19 protein-coding genes are annotated in these 20,260 nt (G+C 55.4%); 9 read left to right on the top strand and 10 right to left on the bottom strand.

Annotated features, from left to right (window positions below):
- Entirely contained in the window at window positions 1-705 is a 705-nt protein-coding gene (locus KF947_RS00385) for a pseudouridine synthase (RefSeq protein ID WP_133732920.1), read from the top strand.
- A 141-nt stretch (window positions 706-846) separates the two neighbouring features.
- Here the strand turns inward: KF947_RS00385 and KF947_RS00390 are convergent, their stop codons facing one another.
- The 6 genes from KF947_RS00390 to gloB all read right to left on the bottom strand — a co-directional run bounded on the left by KF947_RS00390 (window position 847) and on the right by gloB (window position 8,672).
- On the bottom strand, window positions 847-2,430 hold the full coding sequence (locus tag KF947_RS00390) for an ABC transporter ATP-binding protein (RefSeq protein WP_227405157.1): 1,584 nt from the start codon (window positions 2,428-2,430) through the stop codon (window positions 847-849).
- On the bottom strand, window positions 2,423-3,499 hold the full coding sequence (locus tag KF947_RS00395; protein WP_227405158.1) for an ABC transporter permease: 1,077 nt from the start codon (window positions 3,497-3,499) through the stop codon (window positions 2,423-2,425). The genes KF947_RS00390 and KF947_RS00395 overlap by 8 nt, the downstream gene beginning before the upstream one ends.
- A 2-nt stretch (window positions 3,500-3,501) precedes the next feature.
- Entirely contained in the window at window positions 3,502-4,575 is a 1,074-nt protein-coding gene (locus tag KF947_RS00400) for a microcin C ABC transporter permease YejB (protein WP_133732854.1), read from the bottom strand.
- A gap of 77 nt (window positions 4,576-4,652) precedes the next feature.
- The gene (locus tag KF947_RS00405) at window positions 4,653-6,608 is read right to left on the bottom strand and encodes an extracellular solute-binding protein (RefSeq protein WP_227405159.1); all 1,956 of its coding nucleotides are present in this window, start codon (window positions 6,606-6,608) and stop codon (window positions 4,653-4,655) included.
- Between the two features lie 42 nt (window positions 6,609-6,650).
- Window positions 6,651-7,874, bottom strand: a complete 1,224-nt coding sequence (locus KF947_RS00410; RefSeq protein WP_133732852.1) for a transglycosylase SLT domain-containing protein — start codon at window positions 7,872-7,874, stop codon at window positions 6,651-6,653.
- A 30-nt stretch (window positions 7,875-7,904) separates the two neighbouring features.
- Window positions 7,905-8,672, bottom strand: a complete 768-nt coding sequence (gene gloB / locus KF947_RS00415) for a hydroxyacylglutathione hydrolase (protein ID WP_133732851.1) — start codon at window positions 8,670-8,672, stop codon at window positions 7,905-7,907.
- Window positions 8,673-8,783: 111 nt separating this feature from the next.
- On the opposite strand from gloB, the gene KF947_RS00420 reads away from it, so the two are divergent.
- The 4 genes from KF947_RS00420 to nudC are packed head-to-tail and all read left to right on the top strand — an operon-like array spanning window position 8,784 to window position 11,664.
- Window positions 8,784-9,686 (top strand): class I SAM-dependent methyltransferase, encoded by a 903-nt coding sequence (locus tag KF947_RS00420; protein WP_227405160.1) that lies wholly within the window; start codon window positions 8,784-8,786, stop codon window positions 9,684-9,686.
- Window positions 9,679-10,149 (top strand): ribonuclease HI, encoded by a 471-nt coding sequence (gene rnhA, locus KF947_RS00425; protein ID WP_133732849.1) that lies wholly within the window; start codon window positions 9,679-9,681, stop codon window positions 10,147-10,149. The genes KF947_RS00420 and rnhA overlap by 8 nt, the downstream gene beginning before the upstream one ends.
- On the top strand, window positions 10,149-10,886 hold the full coding sequence (gene dnaQ / locus KF947_RS00430; protein WP_227405161.1) for a DNA polymerase III subunit epsilon: 738 nt from the start codon (window positions 10,149-10,151) through the stop codon (window positions 10,884-10,886). The genes rnhA and dnaQ overlap by 1 nt, the downstream gene beginning before the upstream one ends.
- Window positions 10,879-11,664 carry an NAD(+) diphosphatase gene (nudC, locus tag KF947_RS00435; RefSeq protein WP_133732847.1) on the top strand — a complete coding sequence of 262 codons (786 nt, stop codon included), beginning with the start codon at window positions 10,879-10,881 and terminating at the stop codon, window positions 11,662-11,664. Before dnaQ ends, nudC begins: the two co-directional genes overlap by 8 nt.
- A gap of 25 nt (window positions 11,665-11,689) precedes the next feature.
- Here the strand turns inward: nudC and KF947_RS00440 are convergent, their stop codons facing one another.
- The gene (locus KF947_RS00440; RefSeq protein WP_088701392.1) at window positions 11,690-12,001 is read right to left on the bottom strand and encodes an SCP2 sterol-binding domain-containing protein; all 312 of its coding nucleotides are present in this window, start codon (window positions 11,999-12,001) and stop codon (window positions 11,690-11,692) included.
- A gap of 181 nt (window positions 12,002-12,182) precedes the next feature.
- Here KF947_RS00440 and sohB point away from each other — a divergent pair, with 181 nt between their 5' ends.
- Complete coding sequence (gene sohB / locus KF947_RS00445) at window positions 12,183-13,226, top strand: protease SohB (RefSeq protein WP_133732846.1); 1,044 nt, start codon at window positions 12,183-12,185, stop codon at window positions 13,224-13,226.
- 17 nt (window positions 13,227-13,243) lie between these two features.
- Here the strand turns inward: sohB and KF947_RS00450 are convergent, their stop codons facing one another.
- Window positions 13,244-13,564 carry an ArsR/SmtB family transcription factor gene (locus KF947_RS00450; protein WP_022523354.1) on the bottom strand — a complete coding sequence of 107 codons (321 nt, stop codon included), beginning with the start codon at window positions 13,562-13,564 and terminating at the stop codon, window positions 13,244-13,246.
- A gap of 291 nt (window positions 13,565-13,855) precedes the next feature.
- On the opposite strand from KF947_RS00450, the gene KF947_RS00455 reads away from it, so the two are divergent.
- From KF947_RS00455 to KF947_RS00465, 3 genes are all read left to right on the top strand, one after another.
- A complete protein-coding gene (locus KF947_RS00455; protein ID WP_223289170.1) occupies window positions 13,856-15,829 on the top strand; it encodes a propionyl-CoA synthetase in 1,974 nt (657 codons plus the stop codon).
- 346 nt (window positions 15,830-16,175) lie between these two features.
- A complete protein-coding gene (locus KF947_RS00460) occupies window positions 16,176-16,844 on the top strand; it encodes a 7-cyano-7-deazaguanine/7-aminomethyl-7-deazaguanine transporter (protein ID WP_133732844.1) in 669 nt (222 codons plus the stop codon).
- Between the two features lie 41 nt (window positions 16,845-16,885).
- Window positions 16,886-17,689 carry an alpha/beta fold hydrolase gene (locus tag KF947_RS00465; RefSeq protein ID WP_133732843.1) on the top strand — a complete coding sequence of 268 codons (804 nt, stop codon included), beginning with the start codon at window positions 16,886-16,888 and terminating at the stop codon, window positions 17,687-17,689.
- A gap of 35 nt (window positions 17,690-17,724) precedes the next feature.
- On the opposite strand, the gene KF947_RS00470 is transcribed toward KF947_RS00465, so the two are convergent.
- Both KF947_RS00470 and KF947_RS00475 read right to left on the bottom strand, forming a co-directional pair.
- Entirely contained in the window at window positions 17,725-19,110 is a 1,386-nt protein-coding gene (locus KF947_RS00470) for a 3'-5' exonuclease family protein (RefSeq protein WP_227405162.1), read from the bottom strand.
- A gap of 40 nt (window positions 19,111-19,150) precedes the next feature.
- Window positions 19,151-20,227 carry an ABC transporter substrate-binding protein gene (locus KF947_RS00475; protein ID WP_319796382.1) on the bottom strand — a complete coding sequence of 359 codons (1,077 nt, stop codon included), beginning with the start codon at window positions 20,225-20,227 and terminating at the stop codon, window positions 19,151-19,153.
- Between the last annotated feature and the right edge of the window lie 33 nt (window positions 20,228-20,260).

Below are 20,260 nucleotides of genomic sequence, written 5' to 3' on the forward strand. Positions count from 1 at the left end.
ATGCGCCTTGATCGCTTTTTGAGTGAGACCACACCGTTAACCCGCAGCCTCGCCAAGCGGGCACTCAAAAATGGCGAAGTGACCCTGAACGGCGAGCCGATCAAACAGTCGGCGACCCAAATCGATACCGATAACGATGTAGTGGTACTCAACGGCGAGCGGTTGGCGCTGGTAGGGTTGCGCTACATTATGCTGCACAAGCCCGTCGACGTTGAATGTAACGCCCGCCGCGGTCTCTATCAAAGAGCAATCGATCTAATCGATCTGCCCAAAGCTGATCGGTTACAGCCGGTAGGGCGGTTAGATGTGGATACCACGGGACTGCTGCTATTAACCGATGATGGTCAGTGGTCGCACCGCGTCACGTCACCACGCCATCGCTGTGCCAAGGTGTATATCGCCGAGCTGGCGGAACCGATGGAAGGCGCGACGGCGGAGTGGGCGATTGGCCAAGTCGCCGATGGCCTGATGCTGGATGGAGAGGAGACCCCGACGCAGCCAGCAACACTGCGGCTGCTTTCGCCCACCCAGGCAGAACTCACCATTACCGAAGGGCGCTATCACCAGGTGAAGCGTATGTTTGCCGCCTTGGGCAATCACGTGAACTCACTGCACCGCAGCTCTATCGGTGACTTAGCTCTGGATGCCAACCTGGCGCCCGGCGAGTGGCGCGAATTAACTGCCGAGGAAATCGCGCTTTTCTGAGCAGCCCTTGTTCAAGGTTTCCATTAGCCGCTTCCCAAAAGGGTAAGCGGCTTTATTTTATCTGTAGTTTTATACCGTTATCTTTGATTCTGCAGACAGCAATGGCCAGTATCGTGGCTTGATAAAGTTAGTCAATCAGAGCTAGTGGGTCAGATGTGCAGCGGCAATCAACGCTTGAGTATACGCGTTCTGTGGCGCAGAAAGCACCTCTAGGCAGGGGCCTTGTTCGACCACCTCGCCATCCTTTAGCACCATAATACGGTGTGCCATGGCACGCACTACGGCTAAATCATGGCTTATAAACAGATAGCTTAGCTGACGGCGGGCCTGCAAATCGCGTAACAGGGAGACTAGCTGCTTCTGCACGGTACGATCTAACGCCGAGGTTGGCTCATCCAGCACCAGCAACTCTGGCTCTAAGATAATCGCTCTTGCCACGGCAATGCGCTGGCGCTGACCGCCGGAGAACTCGTGGGGGTAGCGCGCGGCACAGCTCTCGGGTAAACCTACCTCGTGCAGCGTTTGATTGACCCGCTGGGCGACTTCTTCAGTGGTGAGATGGGGGTAGTGAAAGCGCAGCCCTTCACTAACGATATCAAACACTGGCATACGCGGTGAAAGTGCGCCATAAGGGTCTTGAAACACCATTTGCAGGCGATGGCGCTGGCGGCGTAACGAATCGCCGGTTAGGGCGCTTAGTTTATCGTTGCCAAGGGTAACATCGCCTTGGCTAGTGACCAGCCGCATGACCGCTGACGCCAGCGTGGTTTTACCCGAGCCGGACTCACCGACAATGCCCAGGGTTTCCCCTGGCGCGATTTGGAAATCTATTGGTTGCACCGCTACAAAAGCAGGGGGCTGGCGCTTAAATAAGCCGGTCTTAGGGCGCTTAAAGCTCACGCTCAATTGACGAGCGGTCAGTAGCGGCGCTGTATGCTCTATAGCTTGGGGCCTACCTTCCGGCTCAGCGGCCAGTAGCGCTTTAGTGTAATCGCTTTGGGGGTGCTGAAAGACCTGCTCCACCGGGCCGATTTCTTGAATGCGCCCTTGGTACATCACGCAAATGCGATCGGCATGGCGGCGCACCAGGTTTAAGTCGTGGCTGATAAACAGCATACCCATGCCATGGTGGTCGCGTAGTTCCCGCAGCAGGGCGAGAATCTCCTGCTGTACCGTGACGTCCAGTGCGGTGGTGGGCTCATCGGCAATCAGTAGTGAGGGATTGTTGGCAATTGCCATGGCAATCATTACCCGCTGGCGCTGCCCACCCGAGAGCTGGTGGGGCCAGGCATCCAACAGTTCGTCCGGGCGCGGTAGTTTCACCTGTTCCAGCAACTCTTTGCTGCGCTCACGGGCCGCCTGGCCGCGCAGCCCTTGATGCAGCCGTAAGGCCTCACCAATCTGCTTGCCCACCCTATGCAGGGGGTTTAGTGAGGTCATCGGCTCCTGGAAGATAAAACCGACGCGATTGCCACGCACCGTGTTCCACTCAGTTTCCGATAACGTGGCCAGATTGGTATCACCCAGCCAGCGTTCGCCTTGAACGCTGGCATTACTGGGCAGCAAATTCACCATGCCCAGCGCCGATACCGATTTACCCGAGCCAGACTCACCGACAATGGCCAGGGTTTCACCCGCGTTGAGGGTTAGCGAGAGTGAATGCACCACAGGGGTGTTATCGAAAGCGACATCAAGGTGTTCAATGCGCAGCAGGGGATTAGGCATGCTGGGACTCCTGGTCTGGGCCTGCTTGGCGCTGTTGTACGTGGCGGGGATCAAAGGCGTCACGCAAGCCCTCACCGATAAAGACCAGCAGTGACAGCATGATGGCCAGGGTCATAAACGCCGTGATGCCTAGCCAAGGGGCGTGTAGATTATTTTTGCCTTGGGCAGCAAGTTCGCCCAGCGAGGGAGCGCCCGGCGGCAGGCCGAAGCCGAGAAAATCCAGAGCGGTCAAGGTGCCAATGGCGCCGGTAAATAGAAACGGAATAAATGTCAGTGTCGCTACCATGGCATTGGGTAGCACGTGGCGCCACATGATCAAGCGTGACGGCAAGCCCATGGCTTTGGCCGCGCGCACATACTCCAAATTACGCGCCCGCAGGAACTCGGCACGTACGATATCGACGAGGCCCAGCCACGAAAAGAGCAGCATAATGCCCAGCAGCCACCAAAACCCCGGTTGAACAAAGCTGGCTAAAATAATCAGCAGGAACAGCACCGGCAAGCCGGACCAGATTTCGGTGAATCGCTGACCGATCAAATCAATTTTACCGCCAAAGTAGCCCTGCACACCGCCCACTACCACACCGACGACTAACGATCCTGCGGTGAGCACCAGCGCAAAGGCCACCGAGAGTCGAAAGCCATAAATCACCCGTGCGGTCACATCCCGGCCTTGGTCATCGGTGCCCAGCCAGTGGCGGCTATCCGGCGGTGCCGGAGAAGGGCGGGTCATATTCATGTCCAGGGTCTGGTATGAAAATGGAATGATGGGCCACAGCGCCCAGCCGTGATCATCAATTTGTTGCTGAACAAAGGGATCCAGATAGTCCGTTCGGGTCGGTAGAAAGCCGTCAAACTCGGTTTCTGGGTAGTCCACCAGCATGGGAAAGTACCACTGGCCGTCGTACTGCATGATGATCGGTTTGTCGTTAGCAATGAGCTCGGCAAACAGGCTGAGGATAAACAGCGTGGTAAATAACCAGAGTGACACCCGGGCACGGCGATTGGCTTTAAAAGCGGCCAGTCGACGGCGAGTAATAGGCGATAAACGTGACGATAAAGAGGCCATTATCACGACTCCCGTGTCGAAAAGTCGATACGCGGATCTACCCACACGTAGGTCAAATCGGAAATCAGCTTGAGGATTAAGCCGATCACGGTATACAGGAACAGGGTGCCGAATATCACCGGGTAATCCCGCTGCATGACCGCTTCGAAACCGAGCAGACCCAGACCATCCAGGGAGAAGATAACTTCGATCAACAGCGCGCCGGTGAAGAAAATACCGATCATGGCGGCGGGTAGGCCCGCGATAATAATCAGCATGGCATTGCGAAATACATGACCGTAAAGCACGCGCCGCTCGTCGGCGCCCTTGGCGCGGGCGGTAATCACATACTGCTTGTGAATCTCATCGAGAAAGCTGTTTTTGGTTAGCATCGTCAGCGTGGCAAAGCTGCCAATTGAGGCGGCGATCACCGGCAGCGTGATATGCCAAAAGTAGTCTTTGACTTTGCCCCAGGCTGAAAGCTGGTCGAAGTCGGGTGAGGTCAAACCGCGTAAAGGGAATAAGTCCCAGTAGGTGCCCCCGGCAAACAGGACAATGAGCAGGATGGCAAACAGGAAGCCCGGAATGGCATAGCCGACAATCACTAACCCCGACGACCAGACGTCAAACCGGGAGCCGTGGCGTAGCGCTTTTTTAATGCCTAATGGGATAGAGATTAAATAGACCAGCAGCGTCGTCCAGAGCCCTAGCGATATGGAAACCGGCAGTCGCTCGATCATCAGATCTGTTACCGGGCGGTCGCGGAAGAAACTGGTGCCAAAATCGAGGGTGAGGTAATCCGCCATCATGCCGATAAAGCGTTCGTGGGCGGGTTTGTCAAAACCAAACTGCTGCTCTAGCTGTTCGATAAAGCGTGGGTCAATACCTCGGGCGCCCCGGGAGTCATCGCTGACCTGGACATCGGCGCCACCCATATCCAAGCGAGTGCTGGCCATGGCGTCGGCGCCTTCAAAACGTGCCAGCATCTGATCAATTGGCCCACCCGGCGCCGCCTGAACAATAATAAAATTGAGTAGCATGATCCCGAAAAGGGTCGGAATCATTAGCAGCAGTCGGCGTAGGGTATAACGGGCCACAGAGCACTCCGAGGTTTATGACGATGAAACCGTTGAAGACAAGCCGTTGCGATTAAGCAGTTGTAATTGGGCCAAAGTTAACGGCCGCGCTGGCGGCGCTGCAGTTCTGCTTCACGGTCGGTGTCTACCCACCACGCATCCAGATCCATGGCGTATTTCGGGAAGGGTTCGGGGTAGCCGAACTTATCCCAAATGGCGATGCGGGTCTCCCCAGAGTGGTAGTGGGGAATCACATAAAATCCCCAGCGCAGCACCCGATCCAGCGCGCGCGTGGCGGTATCCAACTCTTCACGGCCATTGGCACTAATGATTTCCTCCACCAGCGCATCGACCGCCGGATGTGCCAGCGCCATCCGGTTACGGCTTTGCGGTGCCTCGGCGGCGGCGCTGGTCCAGAAGTCGCGCTGTTCATTGCCCGGGTTGTTCGACTGAGGGAAATGACTGATCACTATGTCATAGTCATAATTACGCTGTCGGTTTAAATACTGATTAATATCAACGATACGCAGCGACGTCTGCACACCCAGGCGGGCCATGTTACGGAGCATGGGCTGCACCACCCGTTCAAGCCCTGAGTCGTAGAGCAGCACTTCCAGACTTAAGGGTCGCCCGGTTTGCTGGTTAACCAGTACGCCGTCTTCAACGCGATAGCCCGCTTCGCGGAGTAAGTCGAGCGCTCTGCGAAGCCGCTCGCGCAGCTCGATGGGCTCATCGATAGGCAGTGGCTGAGTAAAGAGACGGTCAGAGCCATGAGAGGCCATCAACTCCTCCCGGAAGGGCTCCAACAGTGCCAGTTCCTCCTCAGAGGGTAAGCCGGTGGCTTCCATCTCTGAATTTTGGAAAAAGCTCTCGGTGCGCTGATAGGTGCCGTAAAAAATATTGGTGTTGAGCCACGGGAAATCGAAGGTCAGGCTCAACGCTTCCCGCACTCTGGGGTCTTGGAACTTTTCTTTACGCAGGTTGAAGACAAACGCCTGCATCATCGAAGGGTTAACGTCCGGTACCGTTAGCCGCTTTACCAAGCCCTCTTCATAAGCTGGAAAGTCGTAGCCAATTGCCCAAGTGGCGGCGCGTGCATCGATACGAAAGTCGGTGAGACCCGCTTTAAACGCTTCCCAGGCAATATCCCTATCACGGTAGTAGTCGTAAATGATGCGATCAATGTTGTATCGGCCAACGTTGACCGGTAAATCTTTACCCCAATAATCATCATCACGCTGATAAACAATGCGCCTACCTGGGTCTACTTCGCTAATGCGGTAGGGCCCGGAGCCTGGGTGTGCCGCAAGGGTAGGGGAGGAGAATTCGCGGGGCTCCCAGTAGTGGCGGGGAAGTATGGGCAGTTGGGCGACGATTAACGGCAGCTCTCGGGATTGAGTGTCGTTGAAGGTGAACCGTACCTGATGCTCATTGAGGGCGATGGCTTCTTCCACCCCCGCGTAGTAACTGGCGTAAAACGGATTTCCCTCTTCGCGGAGCAGGTTAAGCGAGAACACCACATCGTAGGCGGTGACAGGCTCTCCGTCTTGAAAACGCGCTTCAGGGCGCAGGTCGAACTCAATCCACTCCCTTTCAGGGTCAAGGCGCACGCCTTCGGCCAGCAAGCTGTAGAGGCTAAAGGGCTCGTTCGGGTTGCTGGCCATAAGGGTGTCGTAAATTTGTGAAATGCCAGTGACCGGCGTACCGCGAATAATAAACGGATTGGTTGAGTCAAAGCTGCTCCCCACGGCGGTATGGGTAATGGTGCCGCCTTTGGGGGCCTGTGGGTTTACATGCGGGAAGTAGGGGAAATCGGCTGGTAGCTCGGGGCTATCGTAAAGCGATAGTCCATGAACTGTTTCAACCGGCACCACGTTGTTTGCGTCTGTATTCAAATCACCCACCACATTGGAGTTGGGGGCGGTGATAGACGAATCGCTGTTGGACGACGACTCTGACGCTATCGTGTCGGCGTCTGAAGCCAGTATTGATACGTTGAACAGCAGGCCACTGATGAGTAGAAGCGTTTTCGCAAAAAACAAACCACGCGGCATTGGAGACATCCCATGTGAACAAAGCCAACTAGTTAACCCGGTTTAACGCCCTGATAGTGTCAGCAGCTGGCCTGGTTGCAGAGCGCCGGGGCGGTCAATCGAATTCCAGCGTATAAGGTCTTGCTGGTCAATATTATATCTGGCCGCGATCGCAGAGAGGCTGTCGCCTCTTTCAACGCGGTGGGTATTGCCACTACTGTTTTGCGCAAATGCTTGGTTGCTGTCTTGTGTTTGATTGCCGTCCTGCGCAAGTTGCGCAAGAACCTGGGTATCCACTTCTTCAGGTACCAGCAGCGTTTGTGCACTGCGGGGGTCAATGCTGCCATTGAGCAGACCGGGATTTAATTCGGCTAATGCAGTTTGGCTAACATCCAACAGTTGAGAAGCTTCTGAGAGCGTCACAGCGTGGTCTAGCTTAACTTTAGCGAAGGCCGGATCAACGTGTATTTCCGGCAAGCTGACACCGTACTGCTCTGGGTCGTTAATAATCGTCGCGATGGCTTTCAGCTTGGGCACATACTGCATGGTTTCGTAGGGCAGCGAAAGATCCCAGTACTCACCGTTTAGGCCCTGGCTTTGGGCCTGGCGTTGAGCGCGATTAACGGTGCCAGCGCCAGCATTATAAGCCGCTAATGAAAGCATTAGATCGCCTTCATACCACTGGTCGGCCTGCATTTCCAAGTAGTCCAGCGCTGCCTCGGTGGAGGTCAAAACATCTAACCGGCCATCGTAGTTTCCGTTACGTACCAAGCCCAATGCATCACCGGTGCCGGGCATAAACTGCCATAGCCCTGCAGCACCGCGATGACTTCGCGCGCCGGGGTCAAAGGAGCTCTCGACAAAGGGGATTAACGCGACTTCGCCGGGTAGACCGCGCTCGCTAACCTGCTGGGTAATCCAGGCAAGCCAGGGGGTGGCTCGTTCGGTAATCGTGGCAATGTTTTCGGGGCTGGAACGGTAGTACTCAATCCATTCGTCTACCCGCGCTTGGGCCTCGGCAGGCAGTGACTTCTCTTGCCACTGAAAGCTTTTCCGCAGCGTTGTCCAGGCGTCTTGGGGTTTCAGTTCCAGCGCCTCCCAAAAATGGATTTGGAACGGCGTGGGGTGTGGTTTTGTAGCATCTACTGATTTACTGGTTGATGCAGTAGATCCTTCATAGGCTGTCGCAGAGGCTTGTGAGCTTGCCGCAGCGGCTAACATTAGGCCCATTATTACGGTACTGCCCGCGCTCAGCATCAAGCGCTGGCGAATCGTTCGATAGGTCATAGTTGCATTCGTTTGGTTTCGATAGCGTTCTTAAAAACGGTTCTTCCACTCACGCAGAGTGGTGAACGTAGCGAGATCATCATTATTAACACCCTGGGTGCCTGCCGCTTGGCGCACGCTATCAGTGCCCACGCGAAGGTAGGGATTAATTTTCAGCTCGCGTCCTATCGTGCTGGGTAAGGTGGGGCGATCCAATGCCCGCGCCTTTTCACACTCCTGCAAGGCGTGTTTAACGTCTTCGTTTTCAGGATCCGCAGCACGGGCAAACGTCAGGTTTGCCTGAGTGTACTCATGGGCTGCAAAGACCAGTGTATCTTCAGGGAGTTCCGCAAATTTTTTCAGCGCGGTGTACATTTGCTCAGGGGTGCCTTCGAATAGACGACCGCAGCCCGCGCAAAAAAGGGTGTCACCGCAGAACAGTAGTGCAGGGATACCGGCTGTGAAGTAGCTGATATGATCCAGCGTATGGCCGGGGGTCGCCATGACGTCAAATAAACGCCCCATGATGCGGACTTCGTCGCCGTCACCCACGGTTTCATCGATGCCTTCAATCTTGGGATTGTCGGGGCCGATAACGTGTGGAGAGTAGCGTTTAATTAACTCTGCTAAACCACCCGTATGATCATGATGATGGTGGGTAATCAGAATGCATTTGAGGGTAAGCGACTCACGTTCAAGAAACTCGATCACCGGGGCAGCTTCACCGGGATCCACCACACAAACGCTTTGGCTGGTATCTTGTCTTAATAGCCAAATATAGTTGTCGCTAAGGGCGGGGATCGGTGTCACGCTCATCATCGGCGAGATCCTTTAAGTTACGAAAAAACACATCAAACATTGCGCTTATTAGCGCTGAATCGGTGCGTAAAAGGCGTTAAAAAGCCGTTACTGTGGAGGGAAGCGCTGTTCATGTCAAATTCGACGACGGCCACGACACTGGCTAAGCGCTTACAAAGTAGCCAGCCTTATTGGCAAACAGAGGCGGGGCGTTCGCTGTGGGAAACCCAGCGTGCCTGCTTAGGGCCCGTGGTGGAATCCCGTGTGGGCGGCCACAGCTTGGAAATGAGCATGGGGCCGGCATTGATGACCATGTCGGCCATTGCGCACCCCATACGCTGGTCGCCTACGCATCAGTTAGCCGAAAACGATAGCACCTTGGTATGCCCACCAGATCAGCTTGCGCTGCCGGATCGCTGTTTAGATGTGATGGTCATTCACCACTGGCTTGAGCAGTTAACCGATGCCCACTTCACGCTCCAGGAGGCCGCGCGTGTCACTGCTGACAACGGCATTATGGTGCTGTTTGGCTTTAACCCTATCGGCGTGAGCGGCCTTACCCGGCAGTTGCGAAAGCGCCAACAGAGCTTTCCCTGGAGCGGTACCTGGCGCTCGGCTAGCCGCCTGCGGGACTGGTTGGCGTTTGTCGACTTTGAGGTTGAGCGGGTAGACTATTGCTGTTTTCGGGGGCGGATGAATGCCAAGTGCGGTGAGTATTGGGAGTCGTTAGGGCGGCGGCATAACCTGCCACTGGGCGAAAGTTATATGATTCAAGCACGCCGACAGCAGCGCCAAGCGCCGGTGCAGCGTTTGAGATTTGGTTTGAAGGCGCCAGCGTCCCCGGCGTCGCTGGGTGTTACCCGCTCAGGTTCATCCGCCCACTATCAAGCTTATCAAACGCCTCCCGCTGGAACATCGCAAGCCAAAACGCGGCAAACGGATAGGCACACAGCTGATTCAAATAAAGCTGACCCACAGAAGCCTGTTTTACATAAATCTGTTTTACATAGACCGGGGGATCAAGAGATTGACTAAAGAGGCGGCGGGAGATCTACCTCGGGTAACGGTGTATACCGATGGGGCTTGTAGGGGTAACCCAGGGCCTGGCGGATGGGGTGTCGTGCTGTCGAGTGGCGAGCATGAGAAAACCTTGAAAGGCTATGAAGCAGATACCACTAATAATCGCATGGAGTTAATGGCCGCGATAATGGCGCTACGTACGCTTAATACCCCTTGTGAAGTGGCGCTCTGGACTGACTCCCAATATGTTCGCCAGGGGATCACCCAGTGGATTCATAATTGGATCAAGCGCGGCTGGAAAACCGCTGCCAAGCAGCCGGTCAAAAATGCCGAGCTGTGGAAGACCCTGCACGAAGAGACCCAGCGTCACCAGGTCGAGTGGCACTGGGTAAAAGGGCACAGCGGGCACCCAGGCAACGAGCGCGCCGATGCGCTGGCCAATGAAGCGATTGATGAGCACCAAAAAAGGAGAGCATGATGCGTCAGGTGATCTTGGATACTGAAACCACGGGTATCGACCCCAAAGATGGCCATCGCCTAGTCGAAATTGGTGCCATTGAGATGGTCAATCGACGCTTCACTGGCCGCACTTATCATCAATACATCAACCCTGAGCGGCATATCGACGCTGAAGTCGTCGAAGTTCACGGGATTGATGACGCCAGAGTTGCTAACGAGCCGGTATTCGCGGCCATTGCCGATGAGTTTTGGGCCTTTATCGAAGGCGCAGAGCTGGTGATTCATAACGCTCCGTTCGATGTGGGCTTTATTGACCACGAGCTGAGCATGTTGAATCGGCAGCGTAAATCTCCTGTGCTGGGGCCGGTAAGGGATCATTGCGGCGTATTAGATACGCTGACCATGGCTAGGAAGATGCACCCCGGCCAGCGCAACAGTCTTGATGCATTGTGCAAACGCTACGATATCGACAACGGCCACCGGGTGCTGCACGGCGCACTGTTAGACTCTGAAATCCTCGCCGAAGTGTACCTGGCGATGACCGGTGGGCAGACCGCGTTAACGTTAGACGCGGCCTCCGCAGCGGAACAGGAGCAGGCGGATACCTCCAATGAGGGGATGTCGATTCAGCGGCTTTCTTTAACGCCGGGCCAACTGCGCGTGGTGCGGCCCACCGACGAAGAGCGAGCGGCCCACCAGGCCAAGTGCAAGGCGCATCAATTGAACTGGTTTGAGGGTGCGACCAGTGATGCTTAGGCGAGAAATTCCCCATCACGAACAAGCAGGGCGGGTGATTCGGCTTTCGCGTAGTTTATTGGCGCCCGCACCGTTAAACGGCAGCGAAGAGTTAACCCCGCTGCAGCCCTATCAACCCTGGACAGAGCAGATGCAGCCGCTATGTTACTGGGATGATGAGCCGGTGGCGCTGCTTGTGGAGTCCCAGGCTGGCAACGATTGGATTGATGGTCGGCAATGGATGAGCGAGCTTTCAACCGCTTGGTTTAGCCTGCTCTCCACGGCGCTGCAGGTAGGTGCATGGTTAGAGAATCACCGATTCTGCGGCCGCTGTGGGGCACCGGCCACCAAGCTGACTGCGGAATTCGCTATGCACTGCCACGCCTGTGGACACCGCAACTATCCGCGTATCTCACCGTGTATTATCACGCTGGTGACCAGCGGGGAGGCGATGCTGTTGGCCCGTAGTCCGCGCTTTCCACCCGGGCGCTACTCCACCTTGGCGGGTTTTATCGAGCCGGGAGAGTCAGCGGAAGAGGCTGTGCACCGGGAGGTGTTTGAGGAAGTGGGCGTGCATATCGATCAACTGCGTTATCACCAAAGTCAGGCGTGGCCATTCCCGCACTCGCTGATGTTTGGTTACTTCGCCGAAGCCACTACCCGGCGCATTCGCATCGATGGGGTGGAGATTAGCGATGCGGCGTGGTTTTCGCCTCGTCAGTTGCCCTCTCTGCCGCCGCCTTACTCGATATCCCGGGAGCTGATCGAAACCCATTTGGCACGCTGGCGCGAAGAGTAAGCGGCGCCGCGTGCCGATATGATGATTACTCGCTAGGGAATAAGCTAGTCAGCTTAGTGGCCAGCATGACATTACCAGTCGCTTTTAGCTTACCGGTCATAAAGGCCGTCATGCCATTGATCTCACCGCTCATAATCCCTTTTAGCGTGTCAGTGGTAAGGCTCAAGCTGACAGAAGGATCGTCATGCTCACCCTCTTGTACGTCCAGCGTGCCATCCTGGATATTTAAGTAGTAGCTGCCTGCATCGGTAAAGTGAAACTGGAAAACTTCATCCATGCCCTTTGCTGCTGCAGGATTAAAACGCGCTTTTAGCTTCTCAAGGGTGTTGTTTGACATAACATATCTCTCGGTTAAGTAGATCAGGCTAAGGCTAGCGACCATAGCCAAAAGAAACAATCGTAAAGGCAAGCGAGGTTATTTCATACGGGCGTTCCAATCAAGCGCGCTAGTCACTATCAACAAACGCATATACAACGCACGAGCTATAAAGGAATTAATCCTCTAATGGAGAACGTCAATGAGTGAATGGGTAGCAGAGATAGGCACCTTTGTTGTGCAAACCACCATCGTGATGGCACTAATAGGCTTTGGCCTGCTGCTGATTGCACGAACCAAGCAGGACAAAGAGAGCGAGCTGAAACTCACGATCGAGCCACTTAACGAACAACGCCGCCGCCGTGTTCGGCGTTTGCGGCTGGCTGCCACGCTTCCTGGTGCACGCAAAAAACTGCTGAAACTATTTCGTAGTGAAGATAAAAAACGTCACAAAGAGCACAAAACGGAGCAGGATGCCGCCTCAGCGGCGCGGGTTTGGGTGCTCGACTTTCACGGCGATCTGAAAGCCTCGCAAACCGAGCATTTTGCTCAAGAGGTGTCGGCCATCATCGGTGTCGCTGCTAAGGAAGACGAGGTAGTGGTGCGGCTTGAGTCCGCGGGTGGACTGGTGCATGCCTATGGGTTGGCGGCGGCGCAGTTAGACCGGCTGCGCACGGCGGGGCTAAACACAACCGTGTGTATCGACAAGGTGGCGGCAAGCGGTGGTTACCTGATGGCCTGTACCGCGCAGCACATTAAGGCCGCGCCCTTTGCAGTGATTGGCTCTATCGGCGTGGTGGCGCAAGTGCCCAATATTCATCGTCTGCTAAAGCGCCACGATGTTGACGTAGAACTGCTGACCGCCGGTAAATACAAGCGTACCTTAACCGTGCTGGGTGAAAATACCGAAGAGGGCAAAGCAAAGTTCTTGGAGGACTTAGAGAATACGCACCGCTTGTTTAAAGGCTATGTGGCAGAACGGCGTCCCGCCATGGATATCGATACCCTTGCCACAGGCGAAATTTGGTATGGTAGCGAGGCATTATCGCTTCAGCTTGTCGACAGCGTAGGAACCAGCGAAGCCTATCTGGTTGAACGTATGAGCGAGGCGCAAGTATTCACAGTGAAGCTAGAAGCCCCTAAAACCGTCAGTCGTAAACTGGGATTGGCCATTTCAGAAGGCGTTGAAAAAGCGGCGCTGAAAGCGCTTGGCCTAATCGACGCCGCTGGGTGGCAGCGGCGCTGAGGTTAAATCTTGGAGCGTTATGCGGCGTAATGGTGTGCCAAGGTATCAATCACGGCCTTGGCACTTTCGCTGCTTAACGAGTAGTAGATGGTTTGTGACTCCCGTCGGGTATCGACGAGCTCATCACGCCGCAAAATAGCCAGATGTTGTGATAGTGCCGACTGGCTTAACGCGAGTTGTTGATTAATTTGCGTCACTGACAGCTCTTTCTCGGCAAGCAGGCAGAGGATTTGCAGCCGTTTTTCATTGGCCAACGCTTTTAGCAGGTTGGTTCCCGCCTCAATAGCGCGACAGTTATGTTCAAGCAGGCGTGTAGCGGCGCTTGTAGAAGCAGACATAATGATCTCCTTGCCTACACTGTTACTTCAGCGTTTTTATAAGCATTATTTATAAACATTGTTTTATAAGTATGTTTTTATAAACAGTGTTATTCGTTGTCACGGCATCGTCGCGTCGCGAAGATTATTTATTCAATGATCAGTAATTTAGTGAGTTTTGTCCAAGCTGCTGTTTAACGATTAATCAATGGTAGTAATTCGTCATCTTGTCGACAATGTCGGTGCCTGTCTACCGCTTTGGTCGCTATTTAGCCCATAGTATGAGGGCGAAGTGTCGGTTTCCTTTATACAGTGTCAACAATCTTCCTTAAGCGTTACTACAAAAAAGATAGGGACACCATGAGCCACTACCAACACACCTTCCAACGCTCCATCGAACACCCTGAATCGTTCTGGGCCGAACAGGCCAAACGTATTCCCTGGTACACACCACCTAAGACCATCCTCAGCTACGATGAGCAGAGCGCTGGAACAGCGCATGCCCGTTGGTTTAGCGACGGTGAAATGAACCTTAGCTACGCGGCACTGGATTATCATGTCGAAAATGGGCGTGGTGATCAGGCAGCGATTTTCTGGGATTCGCCTGCCGCAAAGGCTAAGCAGACCATTAGCTACCGCGAAATGCGCGATAAAGTGGCGCATTTTGCAGGGGCGCTGGCGCAGTTGGGCGTTACCAAAGGCGATCGTGTGGTGATCTATATGCCGATGATCCCCGAAGCCATGGTGGCCATGTACGCCTGTGCCCGGCTTGGCGCCATACACTCGGTGGTATTTGGTGGCTTCGCCCCCCATGAGCTGGCGGCACGGATTGAAGACGCCGAGCCTAAAGTGGTGGTTGCCGCTTCCTGCGGTATCGAGCTGGGCAAGGTATTGCCCTATAAGCCAATGGTAGACCAAGCCGTTGAATTAAGCGCCCATAAGCCGGATGCCTGTGTCGTTTATCAGCGTGAAGCGCACCGGGCTGAATTGGAGGAGGGCGACTACGACTGGGAAGAGTTGGTTGCCAACGCCCCATTTGCTGAGTGCGTGCCGGTGAAGGGAACCGACCCGCTGTACATCCTCTATACCTCAGGCACCACCGGAAAACCCAAAGGCGTTATGCGCGATACGGGTGGCTACGCGGTGGCGCTGGCCTATTCGATGCAGGCGATCTATGCAATGGAGCCCGGTGAAGTGTTCTTTACCGCTTCGGATGTGGGCTGGGTCGTCGGGCACTCCTACATTGTTTACGCCCCCTTGCTAGTGGGTTGCACCACGGTGGTATACGAGGGCAAGCCGGTAAAAACCCCCGACGCGGGCAGCTTCTGGCGGTTAATCGAGGAGTACCGGGTGAAGAGCTTCTTCACCGCGCCCACGGCGTTTCGCGCGATTAAGAAAGAGGATCCCGATGCCAAGCTGCTACAGAACTACGATATCAGCAGCCTAAAGCATCTTTACGTGGCCGGTGAACGCCTCGATCCACCCACGTTTCACTGGCTGGATGACCTTTTGGACGTGCCGGTGATTGATCACTGGTGGCAAACTGAAACCGGCTGGCCCATCGCCGCTAACTTGCCCGGTATAGAGCCTGTGCCCACCAAGGCGGGATCCGCAACGTTCCCCGTTCCTGGCTTCAATGTGCAAGTGCTTAACCGCGACGGCGAGCAGGCCAAACCCATGGAGCAGGGTAGTGTGGTGATCAAACAGCCCATGCCACCTGGTTGCTTGACCGGCGTATGGCGCGACGAAAAGCGCTTTCATAGTGCCTATATGGCGGCATTCCCCGGCTACTACCTAACCGGCGATGGCGGTTATTTTGATGAGCAAGGCTATCTGTTCATCATGGGCCGCACCGATGACGTCATTAACGTGGCAGGGCACAGACTCTCGACCGGTGAAATGGAAGAGGTGGTCGGTGCTCATCCTGCGGTGGCTGAGTGCGCGGTCATTGGGATTCATGACGATCTAAAAGGGCAGTTGCCGATCGGCTTGGTGATCCCGAAAGATGGCTTTGATGGTGATGAAGCCACATTGGAGGCCGAACTGATTGCGCGGGTTCGCGAGCATATTGGCCCGATTGCCTGCTTCAAACAGGTGTTAGTGGTTGACCGCTTACCCAAAACCCGCTCTGGTAAAATTCTGCGCAAACTTCTGCGTACGATTGCCGACGGCAAAGAGTTTGGTATTCCCTCCACCATTGATGACCCCACCAGCCTTGCCGATGTTCACGCCGCCATGCGCGAACGCTCGGTAGGCGCTGCGGACAAAGCCACACCGCTGGATTGATGCGACTAAATTAGCCAAGTGCGAGGGCAGATTGAAGCGAGGGTCTTTCGCCATGGCCGGAAAGTGTTCCCGACAATTCCGGCATTTCCGCCATCCATGGCGGTCAGATGGCGAAAGTAGCGCCCAAGGATGGGTTCACAGCGCCCTCGCGGAAACCTGCCCTCGCCACGATTGCATGCAGATTGCCAGGGGGTGGCAGCTTGCATAGCTTAGCTTTTAATATTATGCAGAAGCCGTATAATGCGCTCCCCAGAATGGCGTAGGGTTTTGTTACAAGCTGACCGAATGCGCTGACTACCCCGAGGGTTCCCTAACCCCTCTTCTCTATAAAAAAAGGTCTACCCGCATGTTTGCATTGAGTGAGACTCAGCACCGCCGTTGCCTAATGGTGATGGTGGCTTTCCATATCGGCATTATTGCCGCCAGTAACTATCTCGTTCAGCTACCGTTTACGCTCTTTGGCTTTCATACCACCTGGGGCGCGTTTAGCTTCCCGTTTATCTTTCTAGCCACCGACCTCACGGTGCGTCTGTTTGGTAAAGGGCCGGCTCGATCGATTATTCTGCGCGTTATGCTTCCCGCGCTGTTGGTCTCCTATGTGGTATCCGTGGTATTTCCCCGCGGCAGCTTTGCCGGGATTGAGGCTCTTTCGGAGTGGAATCTGTTTGTCGCCCGTATCGCCCTCGCCAGCTTCCTGGCCTATGTGATTGGCCAACTGCTGGATGTTCAAGTGTTTGACCGCTTGCGCCAGTGGGCATGGTGGGTGGCGCCCGTTTGCTCAACGGTGTTGGGTAACCTGGCCGACACCTTTGCATTCTTCTCGGCGGCGTTCTATAACAGCCCAGACCCGTTTATGGCCGCCAATTGGGTAGAAATCGCCGCCGTCGACTACGCGATTAAGCTTGCTATCAGCCTGCTGTTTTTCCTGCCGCTGTATGGCTTGCTGCTTGCCTGGCTAACCCGCCGCTTGGTGGTTTGGACAGGCCAGGTGGACGCCGAGCCCCGCACGGCGTAATCGCGTAAACAACACAGAGACCGCAAGGCTTAGGAGCTAGCATGACTGACGTTGCCACCGTAGATCTCCATTTTATCGATATGCCCGCCGAAGAAGCCGCCGCAGATACCACCCCGCTGGTGGTGATTCATGGCTTGCTGGGAAGTGCCGATAATTGGCGTTCGCACTTGAAAGTGTGGCAGCGCAGCCGCCGGGTGATCGCGCTGGATCTGCGTAACCATGGCCGCTCGCCCCATGCAGAGGGAATGCGTTACGCCACCATGGCGGATGACGTTATCGCGCTACTTGATAAGCTCTCGATCGAGCGCGCTCACGTGCTGGGGCACTCCATGGGGGGCAAAGTGGCGATCAGCTTGGCGCGCCTGGCGCCGGAGCGGGTGGCGTCGTTAATCGTGGCCGATATTGCTCCGGTGGCTTATGAGCATGGTCACGATGATGTGTTCGCCGCGCTGGACAGCGTACGAGAAGGGCAGCCCAAAAATCGTCGTGAAGCCGATGACCTGCTGGCCGAGCATGTGGACTTCCGGCCTACGCGGCTGTTCTTGGCCACCAACCTGGTGCGCAATGACGATAATGTCATGGCGCTTCGGGTAGGCTTAGATCAGATCAAACGCGGTTATAGCGATATCATCGGCGTGCCTGATGGCGAGCAGCCTTTTGAAGGCCCGGCGTTGGTTCTTCGTGGCGGCGATTCCCACTACGTGGCTGACGATATGATCCCCGCGCTGCGTGAGGTGTTGCCCCGCGCTCGTGTGGTAACGCTTAAAAATGCCGGTCACTGGCTACACGCCGACCAGCCGGAAGCCTTTCAGCAGGCGGTCGAGGCGTTCGTCGACGCCCAGTAGATGCACGCGCAGTCATACAAACAAGCGCAGCCTAATCAGAGCGGAGTGACCGTTAAGCCGTGCTGCTCTGGATAACGCAAGAAACGGTTCAAAATTCGGTAGCTATCCACATCGAAGCTTGCGGGCGTGTCCGCAAGCGTTTGCGCGTTGTTAAAACTAGTCGCGCTGCCCAGATAGCACCATTGTCGAACGACATGCCATGCAGACGCTGTCGCGCCCGCCGACTTCTCCTCAATAGCAATGCTGCCCGGCCAGGGCCACACGTTAACCTGAAGCTGGGTGAGTGCTTCCTGTGCCCGCTGGGTATGCGCTGCTATCGACTCCTGACCATTGCACGCTCCACGGCACTTGCCCACCTGATTGGCAAAACAGCGCCCCTTACCTTTTTCAAGCCCCAGCACCCGAGGGCAGAGCTGCTGCTCTTCAGCAATAGCGCGCAAGGCGTTCTTGGCCTCCCGCGCATTCCTAAACAAACCATACAGTGTGCCGCCTAGAGGCTGGGTTAGAGCGTTACCGCTGAGCAGCTCAGGGTGGTCGGCTCCTTCTGCCCAGTGCCAGGTAGTTAACTTGCGCTGCTTGCGCAGTTGCCGGTTCATAATCGGCATCAACGTTTTAACCAGCTGCGCTTCACGCAATTGGGCGCCTAAATCGCCAGCGGTCTCTTCCCACTCGATATGCTGAACCTGCTGGGCGAGGCGCATCTCTTTGTCGTCTTGGTGGTCGCGCTGAAAGTGCCCCAGCACGCGGCTACGTAGATTGATGCTTTTGCCCACATACAGGGGCAGCCGATTGTGGCCGTAAAACAGATAAACGCCGGGGCAAGCGGGCAACCCTTCCAACTGCGCGCTATCCAGGTGGGCGGGCAGCGTGCGGTGGCGGCGCTCATCGCCCAGTAGGCGCTGCCAAGCTTCATCGCTGTGCTCTACCTGCCACGCTTGCCAGAGTGACCACAGCGCCTCCACATCGTCTCCGGCACGGTGGTGGCGTATGGGGGCGATAGCGTAGCGGTTAAGCAACGCTTGAAGGTTATGTTGGCGCTCCTGAGGTGCTATCCGTCGGGATAAACGCAGCGTGCATATCAGCGATGCACGGTAATCCTGGCCGGCGCGCTTAAATTCGTTGCGCAAAAAGCTGTAATCAAAGCGCGCATTGTGGGCTACTAACTGCCCGTCGCCCAACCACTCCCGGAATGATTCGGCTATGTGTACAAAGCGTGGCGCATCAACCAGCATGTCGTCGCTAATTCCGGTCAACTGAGTGATTTGCGCGGGCACTTTGCATTCTGGGTAAATTAAGCTCGACCAACGATCCACCAGCTCACCTTTAACGACTTTGAGAGCGGCTATTTCGGTAATTCGATCCCGCGTCGCCCGGGTGCCGGTGGTTTCAACGTCTACAAAAATTAAAGCTGTTTCGCTCATGGGCCGCCATGGTAGTGGATGGAAAGCGATCAATACGTGGTTATAAAGTGTGAGGATCTACGGCTAAACGCGATACAGGTAGCGTTGCGTCAGTAAGGCCCATTTTATTTAGAAAGGTTTCAAAACCAGCGTAGCGGCGGCTATCTAGTGCCGCGGGGCTCAGCGACATACGACGCAGGATATCTTCCCAGGCGTTGGCGTTAATGTCATTTTCGAGCACAGGGTGCGCGCTAATCAGCAGCTTCCAGGCGGCGTCAGGGTTGTCGATAATCCAGTGGCTGGCTTGCTCAAGGGCAAGCACGAAGCGAGACCAGGTATCAGCGCGGCGGGCAAGCGTATCGCTATTGGCCAACACCACTAGGCCGTCATTTCGAGGAATGTCTAGCTCATCGAAGCGAATGACGTGGGTGTTAATGCCTTCAGTTGCCAACTGCTGAGGAAGGTAGTGGTAAAAGCCATCGGCGACCGCATCAATCTGACCTTCCCGCATGGCTCGAATGGGATCGAAGTGCAGGTTGATAGGCGGGTTGAAATCATCGGTTTGCTGTACCGAGCGGGGAAGTAAACGTGGAATGCTCAAGTCTCGGCCTTCACCGGTGGTATAACCGTAGTGTAACCCTGCCAAGGTATTTTCAGTTTCCGCCTGCTCTTCGCCCGTCACGATGACCGCCGTTAGCGACGTTTCGATCAATGTCGCGATCCGGGTGATCGGCGCACCGTTATGGACATGTAGATGGAGCAGTGGCTGGCGGGTCAGCGCCAAATCGACTTCACCTGCGGTTAGCAGCTTGATAGCGATGGAAGGGTCGGCCGGTGACTGAATCTCCACCTCAAGGCCCTGAGCAGCGTATAGACCCCGCTCTTTAGCAATCACCAAGGCAGCGTGCTGCGGGCTCAAGTACCAATCCAGCATTAGCGTAATGTGTTTAACCGGCGGTGGTTCGAGCGGCGGTGCCGGGGTCTGCGCCATGGTGGGCACTTCCTCGACGCTTTCGCTGTCATCGGTTCGCAAAAATGCTTCCGGCACCTCCACGTCTGTATCTAGCGTCAGTGGGGGCGTTTCTTGAGGGCTTTCTTCACTCTCTTCATTTGCGTAAATAACTGAATTAGAAAACAATAAAGTAACGATGAGACTCAACAGAATAGGGTG

This window comes from Halomonas sp. FeN2, assembly GCF_020595105.1.
GTDB classification, from domain to species: Bacteria; Pseudomonadota; Gammaproteobacteria; order Pseudomonadales; family Halomonadaceae; genus Vreelandella; species Vreelandella neptunia.

Bases quoted from the DNA above. Each gene is read 5' to 3' on its own strand.
- KF947_RS00385 (WP_133732920.1), top strand. From the start codon at position 1: ATGCGCCTTGATCGCTTTTTGAGTGAGACCACACCGTTAACCCGCAGC.
- KF947_RS00390 (WP_227405157.1), bottom strand. From the start codon at position 2,430: ATGCCTAATCCCCTGCTGCGCATTGAACACCTTGATGTCGCTTTCGAT.
- KF947_RS00395 (WP_227405158.1), bottom strand. From the start codon at position 3,499: ATGGCCTCTTTATCGTCACGTTTATCGCCTATTACTCGCCGTCGACTG.
- KF947_RS00405 (WP_227405159.1), bottom strand. From the start codon at position 6,608: ATGCCGCGTGGTTTGTTTTTTGCGAAAACGCTTCTACTCATCAGTGGC.
- KF947_RS00410 (WP_133732852.1), bottom strand. From the start codon at position 7,874: ATGACCTATCGAACGATTCGCCAGCGCTTGATGCTGAGCGCGGGCAGT.
- gloB (WP_133732851.1), bottom strand. From the start codon at position 8,672: ATGATGAGCGTGACACCGATCCCCGCCCTTAGCGACAACTATATTTGG.
- KF947_RS00420 (WP_227405160.1), top strand. From the start codon at position 8,784: ATGTCAAATTCGACGACGGCCACGACACTGGCTAAGCGCTTACAAAGT.
- dnaQ (WP_227405161.1), top strand. From the start codon at position 10,149: ATGCGTCAGGTGATCTTGGATACTGAAACCACGGGTATCGACCCCAAA.
- nudC (WP_133732847.1), top strand. From the start codon at position 10,879: ATGCTTAGGCGAGAAATTCCCCATCACGAACAAGCAGGGCGGGTGATT.
- KF947_RS00440 (WP_088701392.1), bottom strand. From the start codon at position 12,001: ATGTCAAACAACACCCTTGAGAAGCTAAAAGCGCGTTTTAATCCTGCA.
- sohB (WP_133732846.1), top strand. From the start codon at position 12,183: ATGAGTGAATGGGTAGCAGAGATAGGCACCTTTGTTGTGCAAACCACC.
- KF947_RS00450 (WP_022523354.1), bottom strand. From the start codon at position 13,564: ATGTCTGCTTCTACAAGCGCCGCTACACGCCTGCTTGAACATAACTGT.
- KF947_RS00460 (WP_133732844.1), top strand. From the start codon at position 16,176: ATGTTTGCATTGAGTGAGACTCAGCACCGCCGTTGCCTAATGGTGATG.
- KF947_RS00465 (WP_133732843.1), top strand. From the start codon at position 16,886: ATGACTGACGTTGCCACCGTAGATCTCCATTTTATCGATATGCCCGCC.
- KF947_RS00470 (WP_227405162.1), bottom strand. From the start codon at position 19,110: ATGAGCGAAACAGCTTTAATTTTTGTAGACGTTGAAACCACCGGCACC.